Here is a 21967-nt window from a genome sequence, read left to right as displayed (position 1 = left end):
GACGCCCGATGCGCCTGTTCCGCTCCCTGACTTTGTTGCTTGCACTTGCAGCACCGACGGCGTTTGCCGATGACACGTATCAGGTCGAAATGATCCTGGTGCGCCAGAATGCCGTCCCGGCCATCGTCAGCCGCGCCGCCCCGGAAGACTGGGCCGCTGGCGCCCAGCGTCTGGGCAGCGACAGCCAGCGCACCCCAGCGCTGAATGATGTAGTGAGCAAACTCACCGCCAGCGGCGAGTACACCGTGTTGATGCACAAAGCCTGGCAGCAGAGCCTCGGCGAAGCGCCGGCGAAAGTCGCAGTGAGCGAAGGTCAGGAACAGTTCGGCCAGTTCCCCATCGAGGGCACGCTGGAAATGAAACTCGGCCGCTTCACCGACGTGACCGCCGATTTCTGGGTCAATCAGATCGACGCCAATGGCCTGGTCACCGCCAGTGAGCTCCTGCGCCAGGACAGCCACACCAAGAACGGCCAGCTCAATTACCTCGACAACGGCCATCTGGCCCTGCTGATCAAGATCACATCCCTGACCGCGCCAGCGCCTCGCGAAGCGCCTGAAGTCGTGCCGGACTGATCGACGTCCTTATGCCGCCGCCCCTGAGCAAACCGCTGGCCCCGTCGTGGGTCAGCCGATTCAAAGAGCAGAGTCTGGAGCGCGGCCGCCGCTACGCTTTGGAGAATCGAGTGCGCATCGCCCAGGTCGGCGATGCGACCATCACCGCCAGTTGCGAAGGTTCTGGCGGCAGTGTCTACCGGCAGACCATCCATCTGCGCGAGTCAGCCAAAGCCACCCTGCTGCTGGTCGATGCCACCTGCACCTGCCCGGTGCGCAGCAACTGCAAACACTGCGCGGCGGTGCTGCTGAAAATCCAGGAAACCCTCGACTACCCCGCCGCCGCGAAAGATGCCGAGTTGCTGGAAAAACTCCAGGCCGTGCTGGAGAACCGTAGCCCTAAAGCGCCACCGCAAGTGCTGGTGGACAACGTGCAACCGGTGCCACGCCTATGGCTGGCGAGCGTCGAATTCAGCGCCTTCGAGCCGCGCAACGGCAAGATGCAGCGCTACATTCAGCATCGCGCGGCACTGTCGTTCAGCTATCTGGACGAATACGTCAGCGGGCAAAAACACAGCGATATCCTGATCCGTCAGGAAGCCCAGACCCTGCGAATAAAACGTCACCCGGACGTCGAACAGTCCTACCGCGAACAGTTACGCATCCTCGGTTTCCGCATCGCCACAAGGCAGAGCAAAGCCCTGCCGGAAAGCGCCGGCGAACTCTACGAGATGGTCAACGACAGCGCCTGGCTGACCTTCACCCTCAATGACTTGCCAAAGTTGCGCAGCCAGGGCTGGGAGTTGCAGATCGATGAGGAATTCGGTTTCGACCTGACCGCCGTCGACGACTGGTACGCCACCGTCGAACAGGCGCCGGAGCGCGACTGGTTCGATCTGGAGCTTGGCATCATCGTCAACGGCGAGCGCCTGAGCCTGCTGCCGATTCTGCTGAATCTGATGCGCTCGCACACCGAGATCCTCAACCCGGAACGCCTCGCCCGCCGTCGCGATGACGAGCTGATTCTGGTGAACATTCCGCAACGCACCAGCGAGCATGGGCCGTTGCAAGTGGCGCTGCCGCTCGGTCGCTTGAAGCCGGTATTGATGACGCTGGGCGAGTTCTATTTGCAGGAGCCGGGCGAAACCACCCTGCGCCTGAGCAAGGCTGACGCCACCCGGCTCAATTCGCTGGAAGGCCTGCCGCTGTTGTGGGAAGGCGGCGAGCAGATCCGCACCTTCGCCCAGCGCCTGCGCGACATCCGCGATTTCACGGCCGAAGCGCCGCAAGGTCTGAATGCAACGCTGCGCCCGTATCAGCTGGAAGGTTTGAGCTGGATGCAATCGCTGCGGCAACTGGAGGTCGGCGGGATTCTTGCGGATGACATGGGCCTGGGCAAAACCCTACAGACCCTGGCGCATATTCTCAGCGAAAAGAACGCCGGACGCCTCGATCGTCCGTGCATGGTGGTGATGCCGACCAGCCTGATTCCGAACTGGCTCGACGAAGCGGCGCACTTCACCCCGCAACTGAAAGTCCTCGCACTGTACGGCGCCACGCGAAAAAGCACTTCGACAATCTGGCCGACTTCGACCTGATCCTCACTACTTACGCCCTGTTGCCCAAGGACCTTGAGCGCTTGGCCAAACAGCCGCTGCACGTTCTGGTGCTGGACGAAGCCCAATACATCAAGAACCCCAACAGCAAAGCCGCCCAGGCCGCCCGCGAGCTGAATGCACGCCAGCGCCTGTGCCTCAGCGGCACGCCGCTGGAAAACCACTTGGGCGAGCTCTGGTCGCTGTTCCACTTCCTGTTACCGGGCTGGCTCGGCGACGTGAAAAGTTTCAATGCCGATTACCGCGTGCCGATCGAAAAGCGCGGTAGCGAAGTCAGACTGCAGCACCTCAACGGTCGGATAAAACCGTTTCTGCTGCGCCGCACCAAAGAGCAGGTCGCCACCGAGCTGCCGCCGAAAACCGAAATCATCCATTGGGTCGAACTCAACGAAGCGCAACGCGACGTGTACGAGACCATGCGCCTGGCGATGGACAAGAAAGTCCGTGACGAGATCACTCGCAAAGGCGTGGCACGCAGCCAGATCATCATCCTCGAAGCACTGCTCAAGCTGCGCCAGGTCTGCTGCGATCTGCGCCTGGTCAACGACGCCACCCTGCCCGCGCGCGGCAGCACCTCGGGCAAGCTCGACAGCCTGATGGAAATGCTTGAGGAACTGTTCGAAGAAGGCCGGCGGATTCTGCTGTTCTCGCAATTCACTTCGATGCTGACATTGATCGAAGAGGAATTGAAAAAACGCAAGATCGCTTACGCCCTCCTCACTGGCCAGACCCGCGACCGGCGCACACCGGTGAAGGAATTCCAGAGCGGCACGCGTCAGATTTTTCTGATCAGCCTGAAGGCCGGTGGCGTCGGTTTGAACCTGACCGAAGCCGACACGGTGATTCACTACGACCCGTGGTGGAACCCGGCAACCGAGAATCAGGCGACTGACCGCGCGTATCGAATCGGCCAGGAGAAACCGGTGTTCGTCTACAAGATGATTGCCCGGGGCACAGTGGAAGAGAAAATTCAGCACCTGCAGAAGGAAAAGTCCGACCTGGCAGCGGGCGTGCTCGATGGGCGCAAGGCCGGGGACTGGAAGTTACAGAGCGATGATATTGAAGCGCTGTTTGCGCCGTTGCCGGACAAGATCGACAAGCGCTGAAAGCGGCGTCGCTGGTTAGATAGCTATCGCTGGCAAGCCAGCTCCCACAGGGTTATGACCTGTACCGAAGATTGTGTTTCAACTCGATACCTGTGGGAGCTGGCTTGCCAGCGATGGGGTCATCCAATATTGCGCAATCACTCAGGGCTCAACCCTTGGAAACCGGCAACGGCGCAAACAACGCCTCGATATCACTCTGTTCCAGTTTGAATCCGCCCGTCGTGCCACCCTCAAGCACCGCCCCGGCCAGCGCCGCTTTCTCCTGCTGCAACGCCTGGATCTTCTCTTCGACGGTGCCTTTGGCAATCAACTTGTAGACGAACACCGGATTGTTCTGGCCGATGCGATACGCCCGATCGGTCGCTTGGTTCTCCACTGCCGGGTTCCACCACGGGTCGAAGTGAATCACCGTGTCCGCCGCCGTCAGGTTCAGACCGGTACCGCCGGCCTTGAGGCTGATCAGAAACAACGGCACCTTGCCGCCCTGGAAATCCTTGACTGGCGTGCGCCGGTCGATGGTGTCGCCGGTCAGCAATGAGTAGGCAAGACCGCGCTGTTGCAACTCCTGCTCAATCAGCGCCAGCATCGAGGTGAATTGGGAAAACAGCAGAATGCGCCGCCCTTCGCCGAGCAATTCTTCGAGCATCTCCATCAGGCTGATCAGCTTGCCGCTGCCCGAGCGCAACGCCTTTGCCGTGAGCGGCATATTGACCAGGCGCAGATCGCAGCAGACCTGACGCAGCTTGAGCAGCGCATCAAGGATGATGATCTGACTGCGCGCCACGCCGCTGCGGGCGATTTCGTCGCGGACCTTTTTGTCCATCGCCACGCGCACCGTCTCATAGACGTCGCGCTGACCATCACTGAGTTCGACCCAGTGGATGATCTCGGTTTTCGGCGGCAACTCGGTGGCGACCTGATCCTTCTTGCGCCGCAGCAAAAACGGCTTGATGCGTGCGGTCAGGTGCTGCATGCGCTGCACATTGCCGTGCTTTTCGATCGGCGTGCGGTAATCGCGATTGAAGGATTTACTGTCGCCGAGCCAGCCGGGCATGAGGAAATGGAACTGCGACCACAGCTCACCGAGGTGGTTTTCCAGCGGCGTACCGCTCAAACACAAGCGCTGACGGGCCTGTAAGTCACGGGCGGCCTGGGCGGCTTTGCTCAGCGGGTTCTTGATGTTCTGCGCTTCGTCGAGAATCAGCACGCTCCACAGCTGCGGCTGCAAGATTTCCAAGTCCCTGGGCAGCAATGCGTAAGTGGTCAGCACCAAGTCGTATTCGCCCAGATTGGCAAAGTCCTTTTGCCGCCCGGTGCCGTGCAGCGCCAGGACTTTCAACTGCGGCGTGAAGCGCTCGGCTTCGTCGAGCCAGTTAGGAATCAGGCTGGTGGGCATCACCGCCAGTGCCGGACAGTCCAGGCGCCCGGCGTGTTTTTCCGTGAGCAGATGCGCCAGGGTCTGCAAGGTTTTGCCCAAGCCCATGTCATCGCCCAGAATGCCGCCGACCTCCAGCTCGCGCAGGGTCTGCATCCAGTTCAAGCCTTCGAGCTGATACGGGCGCAGTTGCGCGTTGAGGCCGGCAGGCGCAGCAACCTGGGCGTGACTGGAATTCTGCAGACGCTTGGCAAAAGTGCGCAGGCGTTCGCCGCCCTGCCAGTCCAGCGGTACGCCATCGAGCATACTCAGGCGTGCGGCGTCTGGAGCGGTCAAGCGCAGCGCATCGCCCTGGTGTCCGCCCAGATACAGCTCGCCCAGCGTCGCCATCAACGGTTTGACCCGACTCAGCGGCAACGCGACCTTGGCGCCGGCCGGGTCGCCAAAACCGCTGGGCTTGAGCTCGATCAGGAGTTTTTCATCATCGCTGCGCTGCGCCAGATTGACCGGGTCGAGCAAGCGCGGCTGGGTCCGCAACAGGTGCAGAAGGATCGGCAGCAAGCTGTAGCGCTCGCCGTTGACGACGATACCCAACTGCAGATCAAACCACTGATGCGTAGCCTCTTCTTCAACCTCCGCGTACCACTGCTCAACCGGTTGTACATCGAAATGGAAACCGGGACTGATCTCGATTTTCCAATCTGCGGCGCGCAGCGTGGCCAGCCCTTCGTGCATGAACCCGAGCCAGGCGGAATCATCCGGCAAGGTAAACATCTCGCCGGGACGATCCATTGCACTCTTGCGCGAGGCTTTCTTGAAGCCATGTTTTTGCAGGTTCTGGCGCAGCTTCTTTTCCAGCGCCGGTTGACGCTGAATGCGCTGGGTTTCGCTGCCGTTGAGGATCATCACTTCCGGGTTGCGATCCACCGCCGGATGACCGTTGTAGGTAAACAGCAGAGCGGCGCGGTGCTCCAGCACGTATTCCCAGCGCGAACGTTCCCGGCCGCTGACCAGGGTCAGTTGCGGCTGCGGCAGCACGTCATCGATGATCCGTTCGGTGAGTTTGTGCGGTGGCGCAATTTGGGTCGCCGCGCTCATGCGATGGCTGAACTGCATGGCCTGACGCGCCGGAATGTCTGGCGCCAGGGTCAAATGGCAGGCGAGTTTTTCTTCCAGCTCAGTGAACAGCGGGCCAACCTGGCGCTGCTCGCGATCAAGGTAATAAAGCGGCTCCAGCGCCAGCACGGTTTCCTGCGCGGCTTCGGCACTGCTCCATTGCGCGCGGAATCCGCCGTCAGCCTGCTCGGCCCAAGAGAACTGACCGACGCGTTTCGCCCCCGGTGTCAGCGCTCGCAGGTCTTCGAAGTCGAGGAACAGCCGCGAGGTACGCAGGAGCATTTCCAGCAGTTCGGCGCCACTGCTGCCTTCCAGCGGATAGCCGCTGTAATAGGCGTGATGGGAATGCATGGCGACCAACAGCCGGGCGATGCGCAGATCCAGCTCGGACAGGTAGCCGGGCTGGCGCATGAGCATTTCCGCGAGCGAGTACATCGGTTTGACCTCGCGTAACTCGCCGCTCTTGAGCTGGTAGACCTTGAAAATATCGAGCAGCCACTTGCCGTTCGCAGACGTCGGTTTGAGCTTGTAAAACAGACGCGTGCCTGCGGTTTGCGCACTTTCTTCAGCTGGCTTGGCCGGCACGGGAATTGTTGAAAGCCAATGCTCCAGCGCTCGTCCCAACGGGGTCTGCGCGTCACTTCCAGACGCATCCTCGCCAGTGCCCAGCAGGTGATAGAGCACCGCTGCGCTGTGCTTGCAGTCCAGTGCAACCGGACAGCTGCACAGGCATCGCAAGCTAACCGATCCCAACCGATCTTCTGACAGGTAAATGGTTTGCTCATACGCCTGAAGTTGCGAACCGACGCAGAACGCCTCGATCTTCCTGTCATCGATCTCGAGGATCTCTACCCGGTCATCGGCGGCATAAGCGCGGGCCTTGGCCAACGCCTTGCTACTGAATGCGTGGGTCCATGTCAGCCCTTTAAGCCGCTCGATGAAAATGCTCATGGACAGTCCTTAGCTGGCCAGCACTCGCGCCAACGTTGATTTCACCTTGCCCATGCCATCGTGCAGGGCCTGCTCGATTTCGGCCATGGTGATGACTTCGGTGGTCTTGCCGGCTGCAGGATTCACCACCAGCGCCAGACAGGCGTAATCCAGATCCAGCTCACGCGCCAGCGCCGCTTCCGGCATGCCGGTCATGCCGACGATGTCGCAGCCGTCACGCTCCAGTCGCACGATCTCGGCGACCGTTTCCAGACGCGGACCCTGGGTGCAGGCGTACACGCCTTGATCGCTGTATTCGCAGCCTTCGGCGGCGACTGCTGCAATCAATTGCTGACGCAACGGCTCGCTGTAGGGAAAGCTGAAATCGATGTGGGTGACGTGTTCCAGATCATCGGCGAAATAGGTGTGCTCGCGCCCACTGGTGTAGTCGACGATCTGGTGCGGCACGCAGAAATGCCCGGTGCCCATGGCCGGATGAATACCGCCCACCGCGTTAACGGCGATGATCGCTTCGGCACCCGCCTGCTTCAACGCCCAGAGGTTGGCGCGGTAGTTGACCTTGTGCGGCGGGAAACGATGCGGGTGACCGTGACGGGCGAGAAACAACACTTCCTTGCCGGCGTACTCACCAATCTGCACCTCGGCCGAAGGCGCGCCGTACGGGGTGTCGACTGCCAGCGACTGGCGAATGATCAGGCCTTCGAGCTGAGTCAGGCCAGTGCCGCCGATGATTGCGTAAACGGTCATAACGAAAAAATCCTTAATCGATCAGTTGAGCATCTTTGAGCGCGCCGAGGGCGGTGAGCCAACGCGGGTCCTGACGATAATCGGTGCTGGCGAAGGCCTGCCCGCGCATCTTCGCGATGCGCGTGGAAGGCTTGACCTTCATACGCTGGGCAGCACTCAACGCCAGCTCGGCTGCCGCGCGGTCGTTGCACACCAGCCCCATGTCGCAACCGGCACTCAGCGCGGCTTCGATGCGGCTGGCAGCGTCGCCGACCACGTGAGCGCCGGCCATCGACAGATCATCGCTGAAGATCACGCCATCGAACTGCAACTCGCCGCGCAGGATGTCCTGCAGCCAGCGTCGGGAGAAACCGGCCGGCTGCGAGTCGACTTGCGGATAGATGACGTGGGCCGGCATGACGGCGGCCAGCTGCTTGCTCAAACGGGCGAAGGGCACCAGATCATTGGCGCGGATTTCGTCGAGACTGCGCTCGTCGTTCGGAATCGCCACATGGGAGTCGGCTTCGGCCCAGCCGTGTCCCGGGAAATGTTTGCCGGTGGCGGCCATGCCGGCGCTGTTCATGCCGCGAATGAATGCACCGGCGAGCAAGGCTGCGCGCTCGGGATCGCCTTCGAATGAACGGGTACCGACCACAGCGCTGCGCTGATAGTCCAGATCCAGCACCGGGGCGAAACTCAGATCGAGCCCGACCGCCAGCACTTCGGTGGCCATGATCCAGCCGCATTGCTCGGCGAGATACTCTGCATTCGGGTTATCGGCGATGGCGCGCATCGCTGGCAGACGGACGAAACCCTGACGCAAGCGCTGCACACGCCCGCCCTCTTGATCCACCGCCAGCAGCAGATCCGGACGAATCGCGCGGATCGCGGCGCTCAGTTCGCGCACCTGGCGTGGATGCTCGATATTGCGGGCGAAAATGATCAAGCCGCCCACTTCGGGCTGACGCAACAATTGGCGATCTTCAGCCGTCAGCCAGGTACCGGCGACGTCCACCATCAACGAGCCTTGCAGGCCAGCAGTCATAGAGATTCCTTGAAAACGAAAAACCCGATCTGCTTGCATTCGCTACCGTGGGCATTGCCCGGACGGTCAGAAGAATTCATGCAGATCGGGTTCAGTACGAGAGTCGGCATGGCCGGCTAGCTTAGCGGATACCAGCTGCCGCGCCCACCCGTGCGCGGTCAAACCTTGGCGGCGACCGGTATGGATTTGCTGCGCGGACGCAATTGCGCGCTGGCCATGGCTGTATCGGTGACGCCGGTTTCGGCGCGCATGCCGGCAGCGAGGAACGGCACCATCAGGCGCATCACTTGTTCGATGGAGGTATTCACGCCGAAATCGGTCTCGGCAATCGCGCGCAAGGCCTTGATCCCGGACATGCTGAACGCTGCGGCGCCGAGCATGAAGTGCACGCGCCAGAACAGCTCGATCGGTGGAATGCGTGGCGCCGCTTCATTGACCAGCAGCATGTAGCGGCGGAACACTTTGCCATACATGTCTTCCAGATAACGTCGCAAGTGGCCCTGGCTCTGGCTGAACGCGAGGCCGAGCAAACGCATGAAGATCGACAGATCGTTACCGCTGCGAGGCTGCACGACGAGCGCTTGCTCGACGAGGATTTCCAGCAGCTCTTCGAGGGTCGGCTTGTTCTCAGGCTTGGCCTGACGGCGCTCCAGCTCTTTATCGAGGCTGACGCAGAACGGACCGAGGAAGCGCGAGAACACCGCCTGGATCAGCGCCTTTTTCGAGCCGAAGTGATAATTCACCGCAGCCAGATTGACGCCAGCCTTGCTGGTGATCAAACGCAATGAGGTTTCAGCGAATCCTTTCTCCGCGAACAACTGCTCGGCAGCATCAAGAATGCGTTCAACGGTTTCCGACTGGGCCATGGCTACTCCGCCTGACAAACACTTGTTTGAAACATACGTTTCAGCCTAAGCCTTGTCAAGCCTGCCGGTTCGTTTTGGGAATGGTCGGTCAGGTATTTAACCACACAAGGCGCCAGCATTAATAAGCGCCCTTCGCGACCGCTCGGCGGGCGGCAAAAAAACGCCCATTGCCAAGACTGCTTCACTGTATATAATCCCAGTCACTGTATAAAAAGACAGAGCGATCAATATGCTAAAGCTGACGCCACGCCAAGCCGAGATTCTGGCCTTCATCAAACGTTGCCTCGAAGACAACGGCTATCCGCCCACCCGTGCGGAAATCGCTCAGGAATTGGGTTTCAAATCGCCAAATGCGGCGGAAGAACATCTCAAGGCCCTGGCCCGCAAGGGCGCGATCGAGATGACCCCGGGCGCTTCCCGCGGCATTCGTATTCCCGGCTTCGAAGCCAAGGCAGATGACTCCACCCTGCCGATCATTGGCCGAGTGGCTGCCGGCGCGCCGATCCTCGCTCAACAGCACATCGAAGAATCCTGCAACATCAACCCGACCTTCTTCCATCCTCGCGCCGATTACCTGTTGCGTGTGCACGGCATGAGCATGAAGGACATCGGTATTTTCGATGGTGACCTGCTGGCAGTGCATACCACCCGCGAAGCGCGTAACGGCCAGGTTGTGGTTGCGCGTATCGGCGACGAAGTGACGGTCAAACGCTTCAAGCGTGAAGGCAGCAAAGTCTGGCTGATTGCCGAGAACCCCGAGTTTGCCCCTATCGAAGTCGACCTGAAAGATCAGGAACTGGTGATCGAAGGCTTGAGTGTCGGCGTCATTCGCCGCTAAAGGAGGCTCCATGCAGTTCCCACACACACCTCAGCAAACACAACTGCCTTTATTTGAAGCGTTTCTGGCGCAACCGATTGCGCCGATCCTCAAAGACGTGGTCGAGCGTGACTGGAATGCCAAACCTGACGCCTTCAGTGAGCTATCACTGCGTGGTGCGGCCGGGAACTGCCTGAACCTGCTAGCGCCGATCCTGCGTGAATTGAGCGAGGATCAGGATGCGCGCTGGCTGACGCTGATCGCCCCACCCGCCAGCCTGACGCAAACCTGGCTGCGCGATGCCGGCCTGAACCGCGAACGCATCCTGCTGCTGCAACCGCGTGGCACACAGAGTGCTCAGCAACTGGCGTGCGAAGCGTTGCGACTGGGTCGCAGCCACACCGTGGTGACCTGGCTAAACCCGTTGAATGCCAACTCACGGCAACAACTGATCAGCGCCGCGCGCACGGGCGAAGCTCAGAGCCTGAACATTCGTTTGGGTTGATTGTTGAGTAATGCGCGCTGTGTGAAGCGCAGGGCTTCTCCAAGGACAGAGAAGCCGATCTGAAGCGCAAGCGACCGAGAAAAGGCCAAAGCGTGGATCAATGAAGAACCCGCGGCCCTTCTTCCTTATCAAACTCGCCTTCAACCATACGACCTGCCATCTGCACGCCGACGCTCAACATCGCTTTGGCAATTTCAACGTGCTGGCCTTGCAGGAACGCCTTGGCATCCTCGGAGAAATCCAGCGTCACCAGAGAACCTTCGTCCTCGGCCCTGCGCAGTTCGATTCGGCCGTCTGGTAACTCGACAATTTCTAGAAAGGACGTTGGCATATAAGTCTGTTCTCCACGAAAGGCAGCGATTATATAGACATCATTCGAGCTTCGCTCGGGATCTTGACCAGCAGCATGTTTCAGATTGCCACTGCGCCAAATCCAATCAGCACTCATTCAAACCTTCACGGAAACGCAGGGCCAGACCTTTAAGGTTCTGCCGCCAGCTCTCCAGCTCGTCTCGACTGAGCTCTTCTGGCGCCTCTTCTTCATCAAGATTAATCGCTTGGATCAGCGGCTGCGTCACGTCGCCTTTCGGCTTGCGTGGCGCCCTCGGTGGCTGAAACAGTGCTGCGTGCGCCGCCAGCAGTTTCGCCAGCCAGGTTTCCGGATTACCGGCCAGCTCGACCATTTCGGCCAACTCCGGAATGGCGATCGACTCCAGCACTTCGCGCTTCAACAACTCCTCTGCCCTCGGCGAATTGGCCTGCGGCAGACGATAAAAGCCGGCGATCTCATGACACAAGCCCAGCAGTGCGCCGTAGAGGTGGAACAACGCCGACTCACGCCCGGCCTGGATCAGCGCCAGAGAATTCATCGCCCGCCCTTCTTCAGCACGAGCCAGAGCTTCGAGTGACAGCCCGGCGAAATAGATCTTCTGGTTGGTGCGGGTATAGAGTTCGTGGGCCATGACGGCAGCCTCCACAACGAAATAATTGCTTCACACAGGCCCGGCAGTGTCATGGATCAGCCGATGCCAGCGCAAGCACAAAACAAAAAGGCCGCATGAAAACCCGAAGGGTTCATGCGGCCTTTTTGCTGTTCAGACTAGCGCTTACTCAGCCTTGGCCTTTGCGCTGCGCTTGTCTTCAATAGTCCACTTGCCACCGTCGTAATACGCTTTCCAGCCTGTCGGCTTGCCGTCGACTTCGGTCTGTACGTATTGCTCCTTGGTCTTGCGGCTGTAGCGGATGACCGCTGGCAGACCGTCAGGATCCTTTTGCGGAGCCTCGCACAGGAAGTGGTACTTCGGATCGATCTCGTCCTTGTGCGGCAGAATCTCGATCACCAGCGGAGCGCGAGTCTCGCGGTTTTTCGGGAACTGACTGGCGGCCAGGAACAGACCGGACGCACCATCGCGCAGGATGTAGGTGTCGTTGACCTTTTCGCATTTCAGCTCAGGCATCTTCACCGGATCCATCTTCGGCGGCGCCGCGTCACCGCTCTTCAGCAACTTGCGGGTGTTCTTGCACTCAGGGTTGGTGCAACCGAAGAACTTGCCGAAACGGCCGGTCTTGAGCTGCATTTCGCTGCCGCACTTGTCGCATTCCAGGCTCGGACCTTCATAGCCCTTGATGCGATAGCTGCCTTCTTCAATTTCGTAACCGGCGCAATCCGGGTTGTTGCCGCAGATATGCAACTTGCGCTTCTCGTCCAGCAGGTAGGCGTCCATCGCCGTGCTGCAGATCGGGCAGCGATGCTTGCCACGCAGTACCAGCGATTCCGATTCGCCCTCGTCGTCCGCTGCGATTTCATCGCCCGGCACCAGGTTGACGGTGGCCTTGCAGCGCTCTTTCGGCGGCAGGCTGTAGCCCGAACAGCCGAGGAACACGCCAGTCGATGCGGTACGAATCTGCATCGGACGACCGCAAGTGGTGCACGGAATGTCAGTCATGACCGGCTGGTTGGCGCGCATGCCGCTGTCCGGGTTTTCCGCTACTTCGAGTTTCTTCTTGAAGTCGCCATAGAACTCGTCCAGCACGTTTTTCCAGTCGCGCTCGCCCTGCGCCACGTCATCGAGGTTCTCTTCCATGCCGGCGGTGAAGCCGTAGTCCATGAGATTGGAGAAGCTCTCGGACAGACGTTCGGTGACGATGTCACCCATCTTTTCCGAGTAGAAACGACGGTTGTGCAGGGTCACATAACCGCGATCCTGAATGGTCGAAATGATCGCAGCGTAAGTCGAAGGACGACCGATGCCGCGTTTTTCCATCTCCTTGACCAGACTGGCTTCGGAATAACGCGCCGGTGGCTTGGTGAAATGCTGCGACGGGTCAAGCTTGATCAGCTTCATCACATCGCCCTGGGCCATGTCCGGCAGCACGTCATCATCGCCAGGCTTGGCAATTTGCGGCATCACCCGGGTGTAACCGTCGAACTTGAGGATACGGCCCTTGGCACGCAGCTCGAAGTCGCCAGCGCCGACGCTGACGGTGGTCGACAGGTACTGCGCCGGCAGCATCTGGCAGGCTAGGAACTGGCGCCAGATCAGCTCATACAGACGCTCGGCATCGCGCTCCATACCCGCCAGCTTGCTCGGCGTGGTATTGGCGTCGGACGGACGAATCGCTTCGTGAGCCTCTTGCGCGCCTTCCTTGCTGCTGTAAACGTTCGGCGTTTCCGGCAGGTATTTCTTGCCGAATTCGTCCTCAATGTATGTGCGCGCCATCGCCACGGCGTCGGCCGAGAGATTGGTCGAGTCGGTACGCATGTAAGTGATGTAGCCAGCTTCGTACAGACGCTGGGCCATCATCATGGTTTTCTTCACGCCGAAACCGAGGCGGTTGCTCGCAGCCTGCTGCAAGGTCGACGTGATGAACGGCGCCGACGGCTTGCTGCTGGTCGGTTTGTCTTCGCGCTTGACGATGCTGTAGCTGGAAGACTTGAGCTTCTCCAGCGCAGCCATGGCCTGGGCTTCGTTCAGCGGCTTGAAGGCTTCGCCTTTTTCGCGAGCCACTTCGAAACGCACGGTCGAGCCTTTGGTGGTGCCGAGATCAGCGTGCACTTCCCAGTATTCTTCGGGATTGAACGCACGGATTTCGCGCTCACGCTCGACCACCAGCTTCACCGCAACCGATTGCACGCGACCGGCGGACAGACCACGGGCGATCTTGGCCCACAGCAGCGGCGAGACCATATAGCCGACGACGCGGTCGAGGAAGCGACGCGCCTGCTGGGCGTTGACACGATCAATGTCCAGCTCGCCCGGCTCGGAGAAGGCTTCCTGGATCGCCTTCTTGGTGATTTCGTTGAACACCACGCGCTTGTAACGGCTGTCGTCACCACCGATGGCTTCGCGCAGGTGCCAGGCAATGGCTTCCCCCTCGCGATCCAAGTCGGTTGCGAGATAGATGGTGTCAGCATCCTTGGCGAGCCGGCGCAGCTCTTCGATGACCTTTTCTTTGCCCGGGAGGATCTCGTACTGGGCTTTCCAGCCGTGTTCGGGATCGACGCCCATGCGCGAGACCAGCTGCTTGCGCGCTTTCTCTTTCGGCGAGAGCACCGGACCTTCGCCCGCAGCAGCCTTGCCGCGCTTGGCGGCTGGCTCTTTGCTGGCGCTAGCCGAACCGCTGGTGGGCAGGTCTCGGATATGGCCGATACTCGACTTCACCACGTATTGGTTACCCAGATACTTGTTGATGGTCTTGGCCTTAGCCGGGGATTCCACAATGACCAGCGATTTGCCCATGGATCAGAAAATTCCTGAATTCTAGAAGTGAAAGGCGGTTGGCGCCTGACGCGGCACCGCTATATATAGTTGATACAAGGTGAGGTCAAGCGCAGGGTTGTCTGCGCAGTCGCCTCATGCCTTGTCAAAGACGCTCGGTTCGGCCTGCACCAAAGCAAAGCGCGGCACCTGCTCGCCGTCAACCTCGACCGACTCGACGAACATGCTCAGCGGGCGCACCCAAAAGCCGTAATCGCCATACAGGGCTTGGTAAAAGACCACTTCTTCTTCGGTTTCGGAATGCCGCGCAACACTGAATACACGGTATTGCGGACCTTTGTAATGTTGGTAGAGCCCAGGTTGTATCGGCATGCTTCGGCCCTCACTGAAATCTTTTCAAAAATAAATAAAAAACCCAAAAACAAAAACCGGGGCACTGGGCCCCGGCTTCCATCGACGAGACGCTTAAACGCGTTCGAAGACGGTGGAGATGCCTTGGCCGAGACCAATGCACATAGTGGCCACCCCGAAGGTGCCGCTATTCTGCTTCATCACGTTCAACAGGGTGCCGGAAATACGTGCACCGGAGCAACCGAACGGGTGACCCAGGGCGATCGCGCCGCCGTGCAGGTTAACCTTCTCGTTCATCTTGTCGAGCACTTTCAGATCTTTCAGCACTGGCAGAGCCTGTGCGGCGAAAGCTTCGTTGAGCTCGAAGAAGTCGATATCGTTGATGCCAAGGCCTGCGCGCTTCAGGGCTTTTTGCGTTGCCGGCACTGGACCATAGCCCATGATTGCCGGATCCACACCTGCCACTGCCATCGAACGGATCACCGCCATAGGCTGGATACCCAGGTCCTGTGCACGCTGCGCCGACATCACGATCATGCACGAAGCACCGTCAGTGATCTGCGACGAAGTACCGGCAGTCACGGTGCCGCCCTTTGGATTGAATGCCGGCTTCAGCGCCGCCAGACTTTCCAGGGTGGTTTCCGGACGAATGGTTTCGTCGTAGTCGTACAGTTTCAGGAAACCGTTCTCGTCGTAACCCTGCATCGGGATGATTTCGTCCTTGAACTTGCCTTCCACGGTTGCCTTGTGGGCCAACTGGTGGGAACGCACGCCAAAGGCATCCTGCTGCTCACGGGTGATGCCGTGCATCTTGCCGAGCATTTCCGCGGTCAGGCCCATCATGCCCGAGGCTTTTGCCGCGTACAGCGACATGTGCGGGTTCGGATCGACACCGTGCATCATGCTCACGTGGCCCATGTGCTCGACGCCGCCGACCACGAACACGTCACCGTTGCCGGTCATGATCGCTTGCGCAGCAGTGTGCAGCGCGCTCATCGACGAACCGCACAGACGGCTGACGGTCTGGCCGGCCGAAGTGTGCGGAATCTGGGTCATCAGCGACGCCATGCGCGCGATGTTCCAGCCCTGCTCCAGGGTCTGGTTGACGCAGCCCCAGATCACGTCCTCGACTTCCGCCGGGTCGACCTTGCTGTTGCGTTCCAGCAGTTTGCTGATCAGGTGCGCCGACATGTCTTCAGCGCGGGTGTTGCGGTGCATGCCGCCCTTGGAGCGGCCCATCGGAGTACGACCGAAGTCGACAATCACGACGTCTCTAGGATTCAAGCTCATAAGTTCACTCTCACTCTAGTTGGGGGCGCTTAACCGAAGAAGCTCTGGCCGTTTTTGGCCATTTCGCGCAGCTTCGCGGTCGGGTGGTACAGCGCGCCCAAATCAGCGTACTGGTCAGCCAGGGCAACGAACTCGGCAACACCGATCGAATCGATGTAGCGCAGCGCACCGCCACGGAATGGAGGGAAACCGATACCGTAGACCAGACCCATGTCGGCTTCGGCGGCGGTTTCAACGATGCCGTCTTCCAGGCAGCGCACGGTTTCCAGGCACAGCGGGATCATCATCCAGTTGATGATGTCTTCGTCAGTGACTTCGCGCTGCTCGTAAACGATCGGCTTGAGCACTTCGAGTACCGACGGATCGGCGACTTTCTTCTGCTTGCCTTTCTTGTCGGCCTCGTAGGCGTAGAAGCCCTTGCCGTTCTTCTGGCCCAGGCGTTTGGCTTCGTACAGCACGTCGATGGCCGAACGACGGTCATCCTTCATGCGATCCGGGAAACCTTCAGCCATGACGTCGCGACCGTGGTGACCGGTGTCAATGCCGACCACGTCCATCAGGTACGCAGGGCCCATCGGCCAGCCGAATTTTTCCATGACCTTGTCGATACGGACGAAGTCGACACCGGCGCTGACCAGCTTGGCGAAACCGCCGAAGTACGGGAACAGCACGCGGTTGACCAAAAAGCCCGGGCAGTCATTGACGACGATCGGGTTCTTGCCCATTTTCTTCGCGTAGGCAACGGTAGTGGCGATCGCCAGTTCGCTGGACTTCTCGCCACGGATCACTTCCACCAGCGGCATCATGTGCACCGGGTTGAAGAAGTGCATGCCGACGAAGTTTTCCGGACGCTTGAGGGCCTTGGCCAGCAGGCTGATGGAAATGGTCGAGGTGTTGGACGCGAGGATGGTGTCCTCTTTGACCTTGTCTTCGACTTCAGCCAGTACCGCTTGCTTGACCTTCGGGTTTTCGACCACAGCTTCGACGACCAGATCGACGTGACCGAAGTCGCCGTAGGACAGGGTCGGACGAATGCCGTTGAGCACTTCAGCCATCTTCGCCGCGGTCATGCGACCCTTGTCAACGCGGCCGACCAGCAGCTTGGCGGCTTCGGCCAGACCCTGCTCGATACCGTGCTCGTTGATGTCCTTCATCAGGATTGGCGTGCCTTTGGAGGCCGACTGATAAGCGATACCGCCACCCATGATGCCGGCGCCGAGTACGGCAGCCTGCTTCACGTCCTTGGCGATTTCGTCATAGGCCTTGGCCTTTTTCTTCAATTCCTGATCGTTCAGGAACAGGCCGATCAGGCTCTGCGCAGCAGAGGTCTTGGCCAGTTTGACGAAGCCTGCAGCTTCCACTTCCAGTGCCTTGTCGCGACCGAAGTTCGCGGCTTTCTGGATGGTCTTGATCGCTTCAACCGGCGCCGGGTAATTCGGGCCGGCCTGGCCAGCCACGAAACCTTTGGCGGTTTCGAAAGCCATCATTTGCTCAATGGCGTTCAACTTGAGTTTTTCAAGTTTCGGCTGACGCTTGGCTTTGTAATCGAACTCACCGGAGATGGCGCGCTTGATCAGTTCAAGGGCAGCTTCCCGCAGCTTCTCTGGAGCAACCACGGCGTCGACGGCGCTGACTTTCAGGGCGTCTTCAGGACGGTTTTCCTTGCCGGCGGCAATCCACTCGATGGCGTTGTCGACACCGATCAGGCGTGGCAGACGCACAGTACCGCCGAAGCCTGGGTAGATGCCCAGTTTGACTTCCGGCAGACCGATCTTGGCCTTGGTGGACATGACGCGATAGTCGGCCGCCAGGCACATTTCCAGACCGCCACCGAGAGCGATGCCGTTGATGGCCGCGACGGTCGGCACGTTGAGGTCTTCGAAATCGCTGAAGATCTTGTTGGCTTCGAGATTGCCTGCAACCAGCTCGGCATCCGGCAGCTTGAAGTTGTCGACAAATTCGGTGATGTCGGCGCCGACGATGAACACGTCCTTGCCGCTGCTGACGATCACGCCCTTGATCGAAGCATCTGCCTTGATGGTGTCTACGGCCTGACGCAGTTCGTTCAGGGTTAGACGGTTGAACTTGTTGACGGACTCACCCTTGAGGTCGAATTTCAATTCGACGATGCCACTTTCAAGAGCTTTAACCGTGATGGCTTTACCTTCGTAAATCATCAACTGATCTCCACGATATGGAAGCTGAACAGTACACGTCGGACGCAGGCTTATGGCTCAGAAGGACGCTTTGTTCGTCGATGCTGACACCTGTCCGCCTGGCACACCCGCCAACGCGATAGTCGGGATTCTGTAGGAGCAGTCTGTAAGACAAACGCTCAATTCATACGCCCGTTTGATTCGGGTACGTCACCTTCACGGAATTTCAGACAATTGTCAATCGCCCTAAATTCGGGCTGAAATGCGACTTTGCGGTCATTTCTGCACCATGATGAGCAGCAACACCCGTCTCGATGTTGAGCCATTCATAGAATCAATAGTTAGAAAAGTCGCCCTAATTTCCGCCGAGCCCTGTTCAGAAGGCTACGCTGGGTGGACTGCGAGAAAATTTGCCGAGGCGATCAAAGCGCCTGCCGCAAAAAAGATTACCGGCCTGCCTGGCCAATCCGCCCGACGAATCATGTCGGGCTTTTTATTGCGCGTCTGCCGGACGTTTCACACCGTTGCAGTGAGAAAAGTCCGCGCATCACGCCAGTGCTTTCAGGGTCGCGTCGATATCCTGCAGAACCGTCGCCTCGCCCTTCTCGCCCCAGTACAAGGCGATCATCTGCTTGTCCGCTTCGATCTTGAAAACATTGCCCGGCAATTTTTCGAAATAATCGAGCAGGATCCGGTCATCGCAGACTTCCTGCCATTGATTGACCCAGACGCCCGGGGTTTTCTGCCAGTACGTCCAGCACGCCGGTTGACTGCCACGCCGGGGCCGGTGGTACTGGGCGCAGGGATTCGGCGGCTCCGGCAGCAGCCAGTGCGGCCACTCCTGCGGCGCCAGTTGCATGGCCAGGCCGATGCGTCGCGCCTCCATGCGCAGGGCCATGCGCCCGCTCTGCGTGCGAGACGGGCGCAACCATGCCAGCGGACTTAAAACTACCAGCAGGATTGACACCACCAGCCAGACCGTCATATCTGTACTCCCGATTTTTGATGAGCCCATTGTGTCACTTGCGAACCAATGCGCTTGAAACCAGCCATACTTACCAATATCGAACCCTCAGGAGGAGCACCTCATGCCCTACCACCACATACTGGTCGCTGTAGATCTGACCGAAGAGTGCGACCCTGTGATCCACCGCGCCCGCGAGCTGTCGGTGAGCAACGCTGCCAAGTTGTCGCTGGTGCATATCGTTGAACCTATGGCCATGGCCTTCGGTGGCGACGTGCCAATGGACCTGTCACAACTGCAACAACAGCAGTTTGATCAGGCCAAGGAGCGTCTTGAAAAACTCAAATCGAAATACCCCGAGCTCGAAGGCGCCAATTGCCATCTGACCTACGGCCAGCCACGCCAGGAAATCCATCATTTCGCCAAGGAACAAGCGTGCGATCTGATTGTGGTCGGCAGTCATGGCCGCCATGGCCTGGCACTGCTGCTCGGCTCGACCGCGAATGACGTGCTGCACGGTGCGCCATGCGATGTACTCGCGGTGCACCTGGTCAAACGCTGATCTGTCTTGCAGTTTGTGGGAGCGGGCCTGCTCGCGAATACGTCGGCACATTCAATATGAGTGCCGCCTGACACACCGCTTTCGCGAGCAAGCTCGCTCCCACAGGTGACGTGCTACCGCCTGTAGATCGCGTTACATATGAAAAGCCCGGCGCTCATCACTGAGCGCCGGGCTTTTTCACATCAGGAGCAATCAGGCATCCAGCTCGGCCCAACGCTCCACCAACGCATCCAGCTCGGCCTGCAATTGCTCCAGCGAAGCAATCACCTTGGCCGTTTCCGCCGGCGGACGCTGATAGAAACCGGCTTCAGCCATTTCCGCTTCAACCGCGGCGATCTGCTGCTCCTTGGCGTCGATGTCGCCCGGCAAGGCTTCCAGCTCGCGCTGCAGCTTGTAGCTCAGTTTCTTCTTGGCCACCGGAGCAGCCGCCGCAGGCGCAGCCACCGGAGCCGGCTCAGCGCTAACCACCGCCGAGTTCAGGTCAGCCTTGCCGGACTTGCTTTCAGTCACGCCCAGCAAACGCGGCGAACCGCCCTGACGGATCCAGTCCTGATAGCCGCCGACGTATTCACGAACCTTGCCTTCACCTTCGAAGACCAGGGTGCTGGTCACCACGTTATCGAGGAATGCCCGGTCGTGGCTGACCATCAGCACGGTGCCGTTGAAAGTCAGCAGCACTTCTTCGAGCAGCTCGAGGGTTTCCACGTCGAGGTCGTTGGTCGGTTCGTCGAGCACCAGCAGGTTCGCCGGTTTGCTGAACAGCTTCGCCAGCAACAGACGCGCACGTTCACCACCCGACAACGCCTTGACCGGCGTGCGTGCACGCTGCGGGCTGAACAGGAAGTCGCCGAGATAGCTCAGCACGTGACGGCTCTGCCCGTCGATGTCGATGAAGTCGCGACCTTCGGCGACGTTGTCGATCACGGTTTTTTCCAGATCCAGCTGATGGCGCAACTGGTCGAAGTACGCCACGTCGATCCGGGTGCCCTCTTCCACTTTGCCGCTGGTCGGTTGCAGACCGCTGAGCATCAGTTTCAACAGGGTGGTCTTGCCGGTACCGTTGGCGCCGAGCAGACCGATACGGTCGCCGCGCTGCAGGACCATGGAGAAATCCTTGATCAGGAACGGCCCGCCCGGATGCGCGAAGCTCACGTTCTCGAGGACCATCACCTGCTTGCCGGATTTGTCCGCGGTTTCCAGCTGGATGTTGGCCTTGCCGGTACGCTCGCGACGCTCACTGCGCTCAACGCGCAGGGCTTTCAGGGCGCGCACGCGACCTTCGTTACGAGTGCGGCGGGCCTTGATGCCCTGACGGATCCAGACTTCTTCCTGAGCCAGACGCTTGTCGAACAGCGCGTTGGCGGTTTCTTCAGCGGCCAGCGCAGCTTCTTTGTGCACGAGGAAACTGGCGTAGTCGCCGTTCCAATCGATCAGCCCACCGCGATCCAGTTCGAGGATGCGCGTGGCGAGGTTTTGCAAAAAGGAACGGTCGTGCGTGATGAACAACACGGCGCCCTGGAAATCTTTCAACGCTTCTTCGAGCCAGGCAATCGCACCGATGTCCAGGTGGTTGGTCGGTTCGTCGAGCAGCAACAGATCGGGCTCGGACACCAGCGCCTGCGCCAGCAGCACGCGACGACGCCAGCCGCCGGAGAGTTCGGCGAGGGTCTTGTCGGCCGGCAGTTGCAGACGGCTGAGGGTGCTGTCGACCAGCGTCTGCAGGCGCCAGCCGTCACGGGCTTCGAGGTCGTGCTGAACGTGCATCAGCTTGTCCAGATCGGCGTCGGTGACGATGTTCTGGCTCAGGTGATGATATTCGGCGAGCAAGGCGCCAACACCATCGAGGCCTTCAGCCACCACGTCGAATACCGTCCGGTCGTCGGCAACTGGCAATTCTTGCGGCAATTCGCCGATTTTCAGACCGGGGGCACGCCACACCGAGCCGTCATCGGGCTTCTGGTCGCCCTTGACCAGTTTCATCATGCTGGACTTGCCAGTGCCATTGCGGCCGATGATGCACACCCGCTCACCACGGGCGATCTGCCAGGACACCTTGTCCAACAACGGCATAGCGCCGAACGCAAGGGACACATCGCTGAATTTGAGCAGGGTCATGAGCTTCTCCAAAAACCGGGCGCGCATTCTACCTGACTTGAGGCTTCAACAGGCCGGCAATTTGTCTGTCGAAGCACTCTGCACAACATTTGTTGCGAACTTGTGCAGCGAGGCTCGCAAAGCTTTCGCCGCT

16 protein-coding genes and 1 pseudogene are annotated in these 21967 nt (G+C 59.7%); 5 read left to right on the top strand and 12 right to left on the bottom strand.

What is annotated here, in order from left to right:
- Positions 1-8: 8 nt before the first annotated feature.
- Entirely contained in the window at positions 9-575 is a 567-nt protein-coding gene (locus tag ACZZ0K_RS06230) for a peptidoglycan binding protein CsiV (RefSeq protein ID WP_258706992.1), read from the top strand.
- A gap of 11 nt (positions 576-586) precedes the next feature.
- A pseudogene (locus tag ACZZ0K_RS06225) lies at positions 587-3276 on the top strand (SNF2-related protein).
- Between the two features lie 148 nt (positions 3277-3424).
- Here the strand turns inward: ACZZ0K_RS06225 and ACZZ0K_RS06220 are convergent.
- The 4 genes from ACZZ0K_RS06220 to ACZZ0K_RS06205 form a co-directional block, all read right to left on the bottom strand.
- Positions 3425-6718, bottom strand: coding sequence for a DEAD/DEAH box helicase (locus tag ACZZ0K_RS06220; protein WP_258706993.1), 3294 nt, complete (start codon positions 6716-6718; stop codon positions 3425-3427).
- A 9-nt stretch (positions 6719-6727) separates the two neighbouring features.
- Positions 6728-7465 (bottom strand): S-methyl-5'-thioinosine phosphorylase, encoded by a 738-nt coding sequence (locus ACZZ0K_RS06215; RefSeq protein ID WP_056791517.1) that lies wholly within the window; start codon positions 7463-7465, stop codon positions 6728-6730.
- A gap of 13 nt (positions 7466-7478) precedes the next feature.
- Positions 7479-8477 (bottom strand): beta-N-acetylhexosaminidase, encoded by a 999-nt coding sequence (gene nagZ, locus ACZZ0K_RS06210; protein WP_258708209.1) that lies wholly within the window; start codon positions 8475-8477, stop codon positions 7479-7481.
- A gap of 170 nt (positions 8478-8647) precedes the next feature.
- Positions 8648-9355, bottom strand: coding sequence for a TetR/AcrR family transcriptional regulator (locus tag ACZZ0K_RS06205; protein ID WP_056791523.1), 708 nt, complete (start codon positions 9353-9355; stop codon positions 8648-8650).
- Between the two features lie 229 nt (positions 9356-9584).
- Here ACZZ0K_RS06205 and lexA point away from each other — a divergent pair, with 229 nt between their 5' ends.
- Both lexA and sulA read left to right on the top strand, forming a co-directional pair.
- Complete coding sequence (gene lexA / locus ACZZ0K_RS06200; RefSeq protein ID WP_016775490.1) at positions 9585-10193, top strand: transcriptional repressor LexA; 609 nt, start codon at positions 9585-9587, stop codon at positions 10191-10193.
- A gap of 10 nt (positions 10194-10203) precedes the next feature.
- Complete coding sequence (sulA, locus tag ACZZ0K_RS06195) at positions 10204-10677, top strand: SOS-induced cell division inhibitor SulA (protein WP_041477346.1); 474 nt, start codon at positions 10204-10206, stop codon at positions 10675-10677.
- Between the two features lie 97 nt (positions 10678-10774).
- Here sulA and ACZZ0K_RS06190 read toward each other — a convergent pair whose 3' ends face one another.
- The 7 genes from ACZZ0K_RS06190 to ACZZ0K_RS06160 all read right to left on the bottom strand — a co-directional run bounded on the left by ACZZ0K_RS06190 (position 10775) and on the right by ACZZ0K_RS06160 (position 19178).
- On the bottom strand, positions 10775-11008 hold the full coding sequence (locus ACZZ0K_RS06190) for a hypothetical protein (RefSeq protein ID WP_003226592.1): 234 nt from the start codon (positions 11006-11008) through the stop codon (positions 10775-10777).
- A 106-nt stretch (positions 11009-11114) separates the two neighbouring features.
- Positions 11115-11639, bottom strand: a complete 525-nt coding sequence (locus tag ACZZ0K_RS06185) for a DUF6586 family protein (RefSeq protein ID WP_041477347.1) — start codon at positions 11637-11639, stop codon at positions 11115-11117.
- A 144-nt stretch (positions 11640-11783) separates the two neighbouring features.
- A complete protein-coding gene (gene topA / locus ACZZ0K_RS06180; protein ID WP_258706994.1) occupies positions 11784-14417 on the bottom strand; it encodes a type I DNA topoisomerase in 2634 nt (877 codons plus the stop codon).
- 114 nt (positions 14418-14531) lie between these two features.
- Entirely contained in the window at positions 14532-14768 is a 237-nt protein-coding gene (locus tag ACZZ0K_RS06175; RefSeq protein ID WP_041477350.1) for a DUF1653 domain-containing protein, read from the bottom strand.
- Between the two features lie 93 nt (positions 14769-14861).
- Positions 14862-16037, bottom strand: coding sequence for an acetyl-CoA C-acyltransferase FadA (gene fadA / locus ACZZ0K_RS06170; RefSeq protein WP_016775495.1), 1176 nt, complete (start codon positions 16035-16037; stop codon positions 14862-14864).
- A gap of 29 nt (positions 16038-16066) precedes the next feature.
- Positions 16067-18214: a fatty acid oxidation complex subunit alpha FadB gene (gene fadB, locus ACZZ0K_RS06165; protein WP_463559016.1), complete on the bottom strand. Its 2148-nt coding sequence runs from the start codon at positions 18212-18214 to the stop codon at positions 16067-16069.
- A 526-nt stretch (positions 18215-18740) separates the two neighbouring features.
- The gene (locus tag ACZZ0K_RS06160) at positions 18741-19178 is read right to left on the bottom strand and encodes a hypothetical protein (protein ID WP_041477352.1); all 438 of its coding nucleotides are present in this window, start codon (positions 19176-19178) and stop codon (positions 18741-18743) included.
- A gap of 103 nt (positions 19179-19281) precedes the next feature.
- Between ACZZ0K_RS06160 and ACZZ0K_RS06155 the strand changes: the two genes are divergently transcribed.
- Complete coding sequence (locus ACZZ0K_RS06155) at positions 19282-19719, top strand: universal stress protein (RefSeq protein ID WP_016775498.1); 438 nt, start codon at positions 19282-19284, stop codon at positions 19717-19719.
- Between the two features lie 192 nt (positions 19720-19911).
- On the opposite strand, the gene ACZZ0K_RS06150 is transcribed toward ACZZ0K_RS06155, so the two are convergent.
- On the bottom strand, positions 19912-21834 hold the full coding sequence (locus tag ACZZ0K_RS06150; protein WP_016775499.1) for an ATP-binding cassette domain-containing protein: 1923 nt from the start codon (positions 21832-21834) through the stop codon (positions 19912-19914).
- Positions 21835-21967 lie beyond the last annotated feature (133 nt).

The organism is Pseudomonas sp. AC255 (assembly GCF_979258175.1).
The sequence above is the reverse complement of the archived record's forward strand: the minus strand, read 5'-3'. Positions and strand labels throughout refer to the sequence as shown.

What these genes read in the sequence shown, in the direction of transcription:
- ACZZ0K_RS06230 (WP_258706992.1), top strand. Translation starts at nt 9, where the DNA reads ATGCGCCTGTTCCGCTCCCTGACTTTGTTGCTTGCACTTGCAGCACCG.
- ACZZ0K_RS06220 (WP_258706993.1), bottom strand. Translation starts at nt 6,718, where the DNA reads ATGAGCATTTTCATCGAGCGGCTTAAAGGGCTGACATGGACCCACGCA.
- ACZZ0K_RS06215 (WP_056791517.1), bottom strand. Translation starts at nt 7,465, where the DNA reads ATGACCGTTTACGCAATCATCGGCGGCACTGGCCTGACTCAGCTCGAA.
- ACZZ0K_RS06205 (WP_056791523.1), bottom strand. Translation starts at nt 9,355, where the DNA reads ATGGCCCAGTCGGAAACCGTTGAACGCATTCTTGATGCTGCCGAGCAG.
- lexA (WP_016775490.1), top strand. Translation starts at nt 9,585, where the DNA reads ATGCTAAAGCTGACGCCACGCCAAGCCGAGATTCTGGCCTTCATCAAA.
- sulA (WP_041477346.1), top strand. Translation starts at nt 10,204, where the DNA reads ATGCAGTTCCCACACACACCTCAGCAAACACAACTGCCTTTATTTGAA.
- ACZZ0K_RS06190 (WP_003226592.1), bottom strand. Translation starts at nt 11,008, where the DNA reads ATGCCAACGTCCTTTCTAGAAATTGTCGAGTTACCAGACGGCCGAATC.
- ACZZ0K_RS06185 (WP_041477347.1), bottom strand. Translation starts at nt 11,639, where the DNA reads ATGGCCCACGAACTCTATACCCGCACCAACCAGAAGATCTATTTCGCC.
- topA (WP_258706994.1), bottom strand. Translation starts at nt 14,417, where the DNA reads ATGGGCAAATCGCTGGTCATTGTGGAATCCCCGGCTAAGGCCAAGACC.
- ACZZ0K_RS06175 (WP_041477350.1), bottom strand. Translation starts at nt 14,768, where the DNA reads ATGCCGATACAACCTGGGCTCTACCAACATTACAAAGGTCCGCAATAC.
- fadA (WP_016775495.1), bottom strand. Translation starts at nt 16,037, where the DNA reads ATGAGCTTGAATCCTAGAGACGTCGTGATTGTCGACTTCGGTCGTACT.
- fadB (WP_463559016.1), bottom strand. Translation starts at nt 18,214, where the DNA reads ATGATTTACGAAGGTAAAGCCATCACGGTTAAAGCTCTTGAAAGTGGC.
- ACZZ0K_RS06160 (WP_041477352.1), bottom strand. Translation starts at nt 19,178, where the DNA reads ATGACGGTCTGGCTGGTGGTGTCAATCCTGCTGGTAGTTTTAAGTCCG.
- ACZZ0K_RS06155 (WP_016775498.1), top strand. Translation starts at nt 19,282, where the DNA reads ATGCCCTACCACCACATACTGGTCGCTGTAGATCTGACCGAAGAGTGC.
- ACZZ0K_RS06150 (WP_016775499.1), bottom strand. Translation starts at nt 21,834, where the DNA reads ATGACCCTGCTCAAATTCAGCGATGTGTCCCTTGCGTTCGGCGCTATG.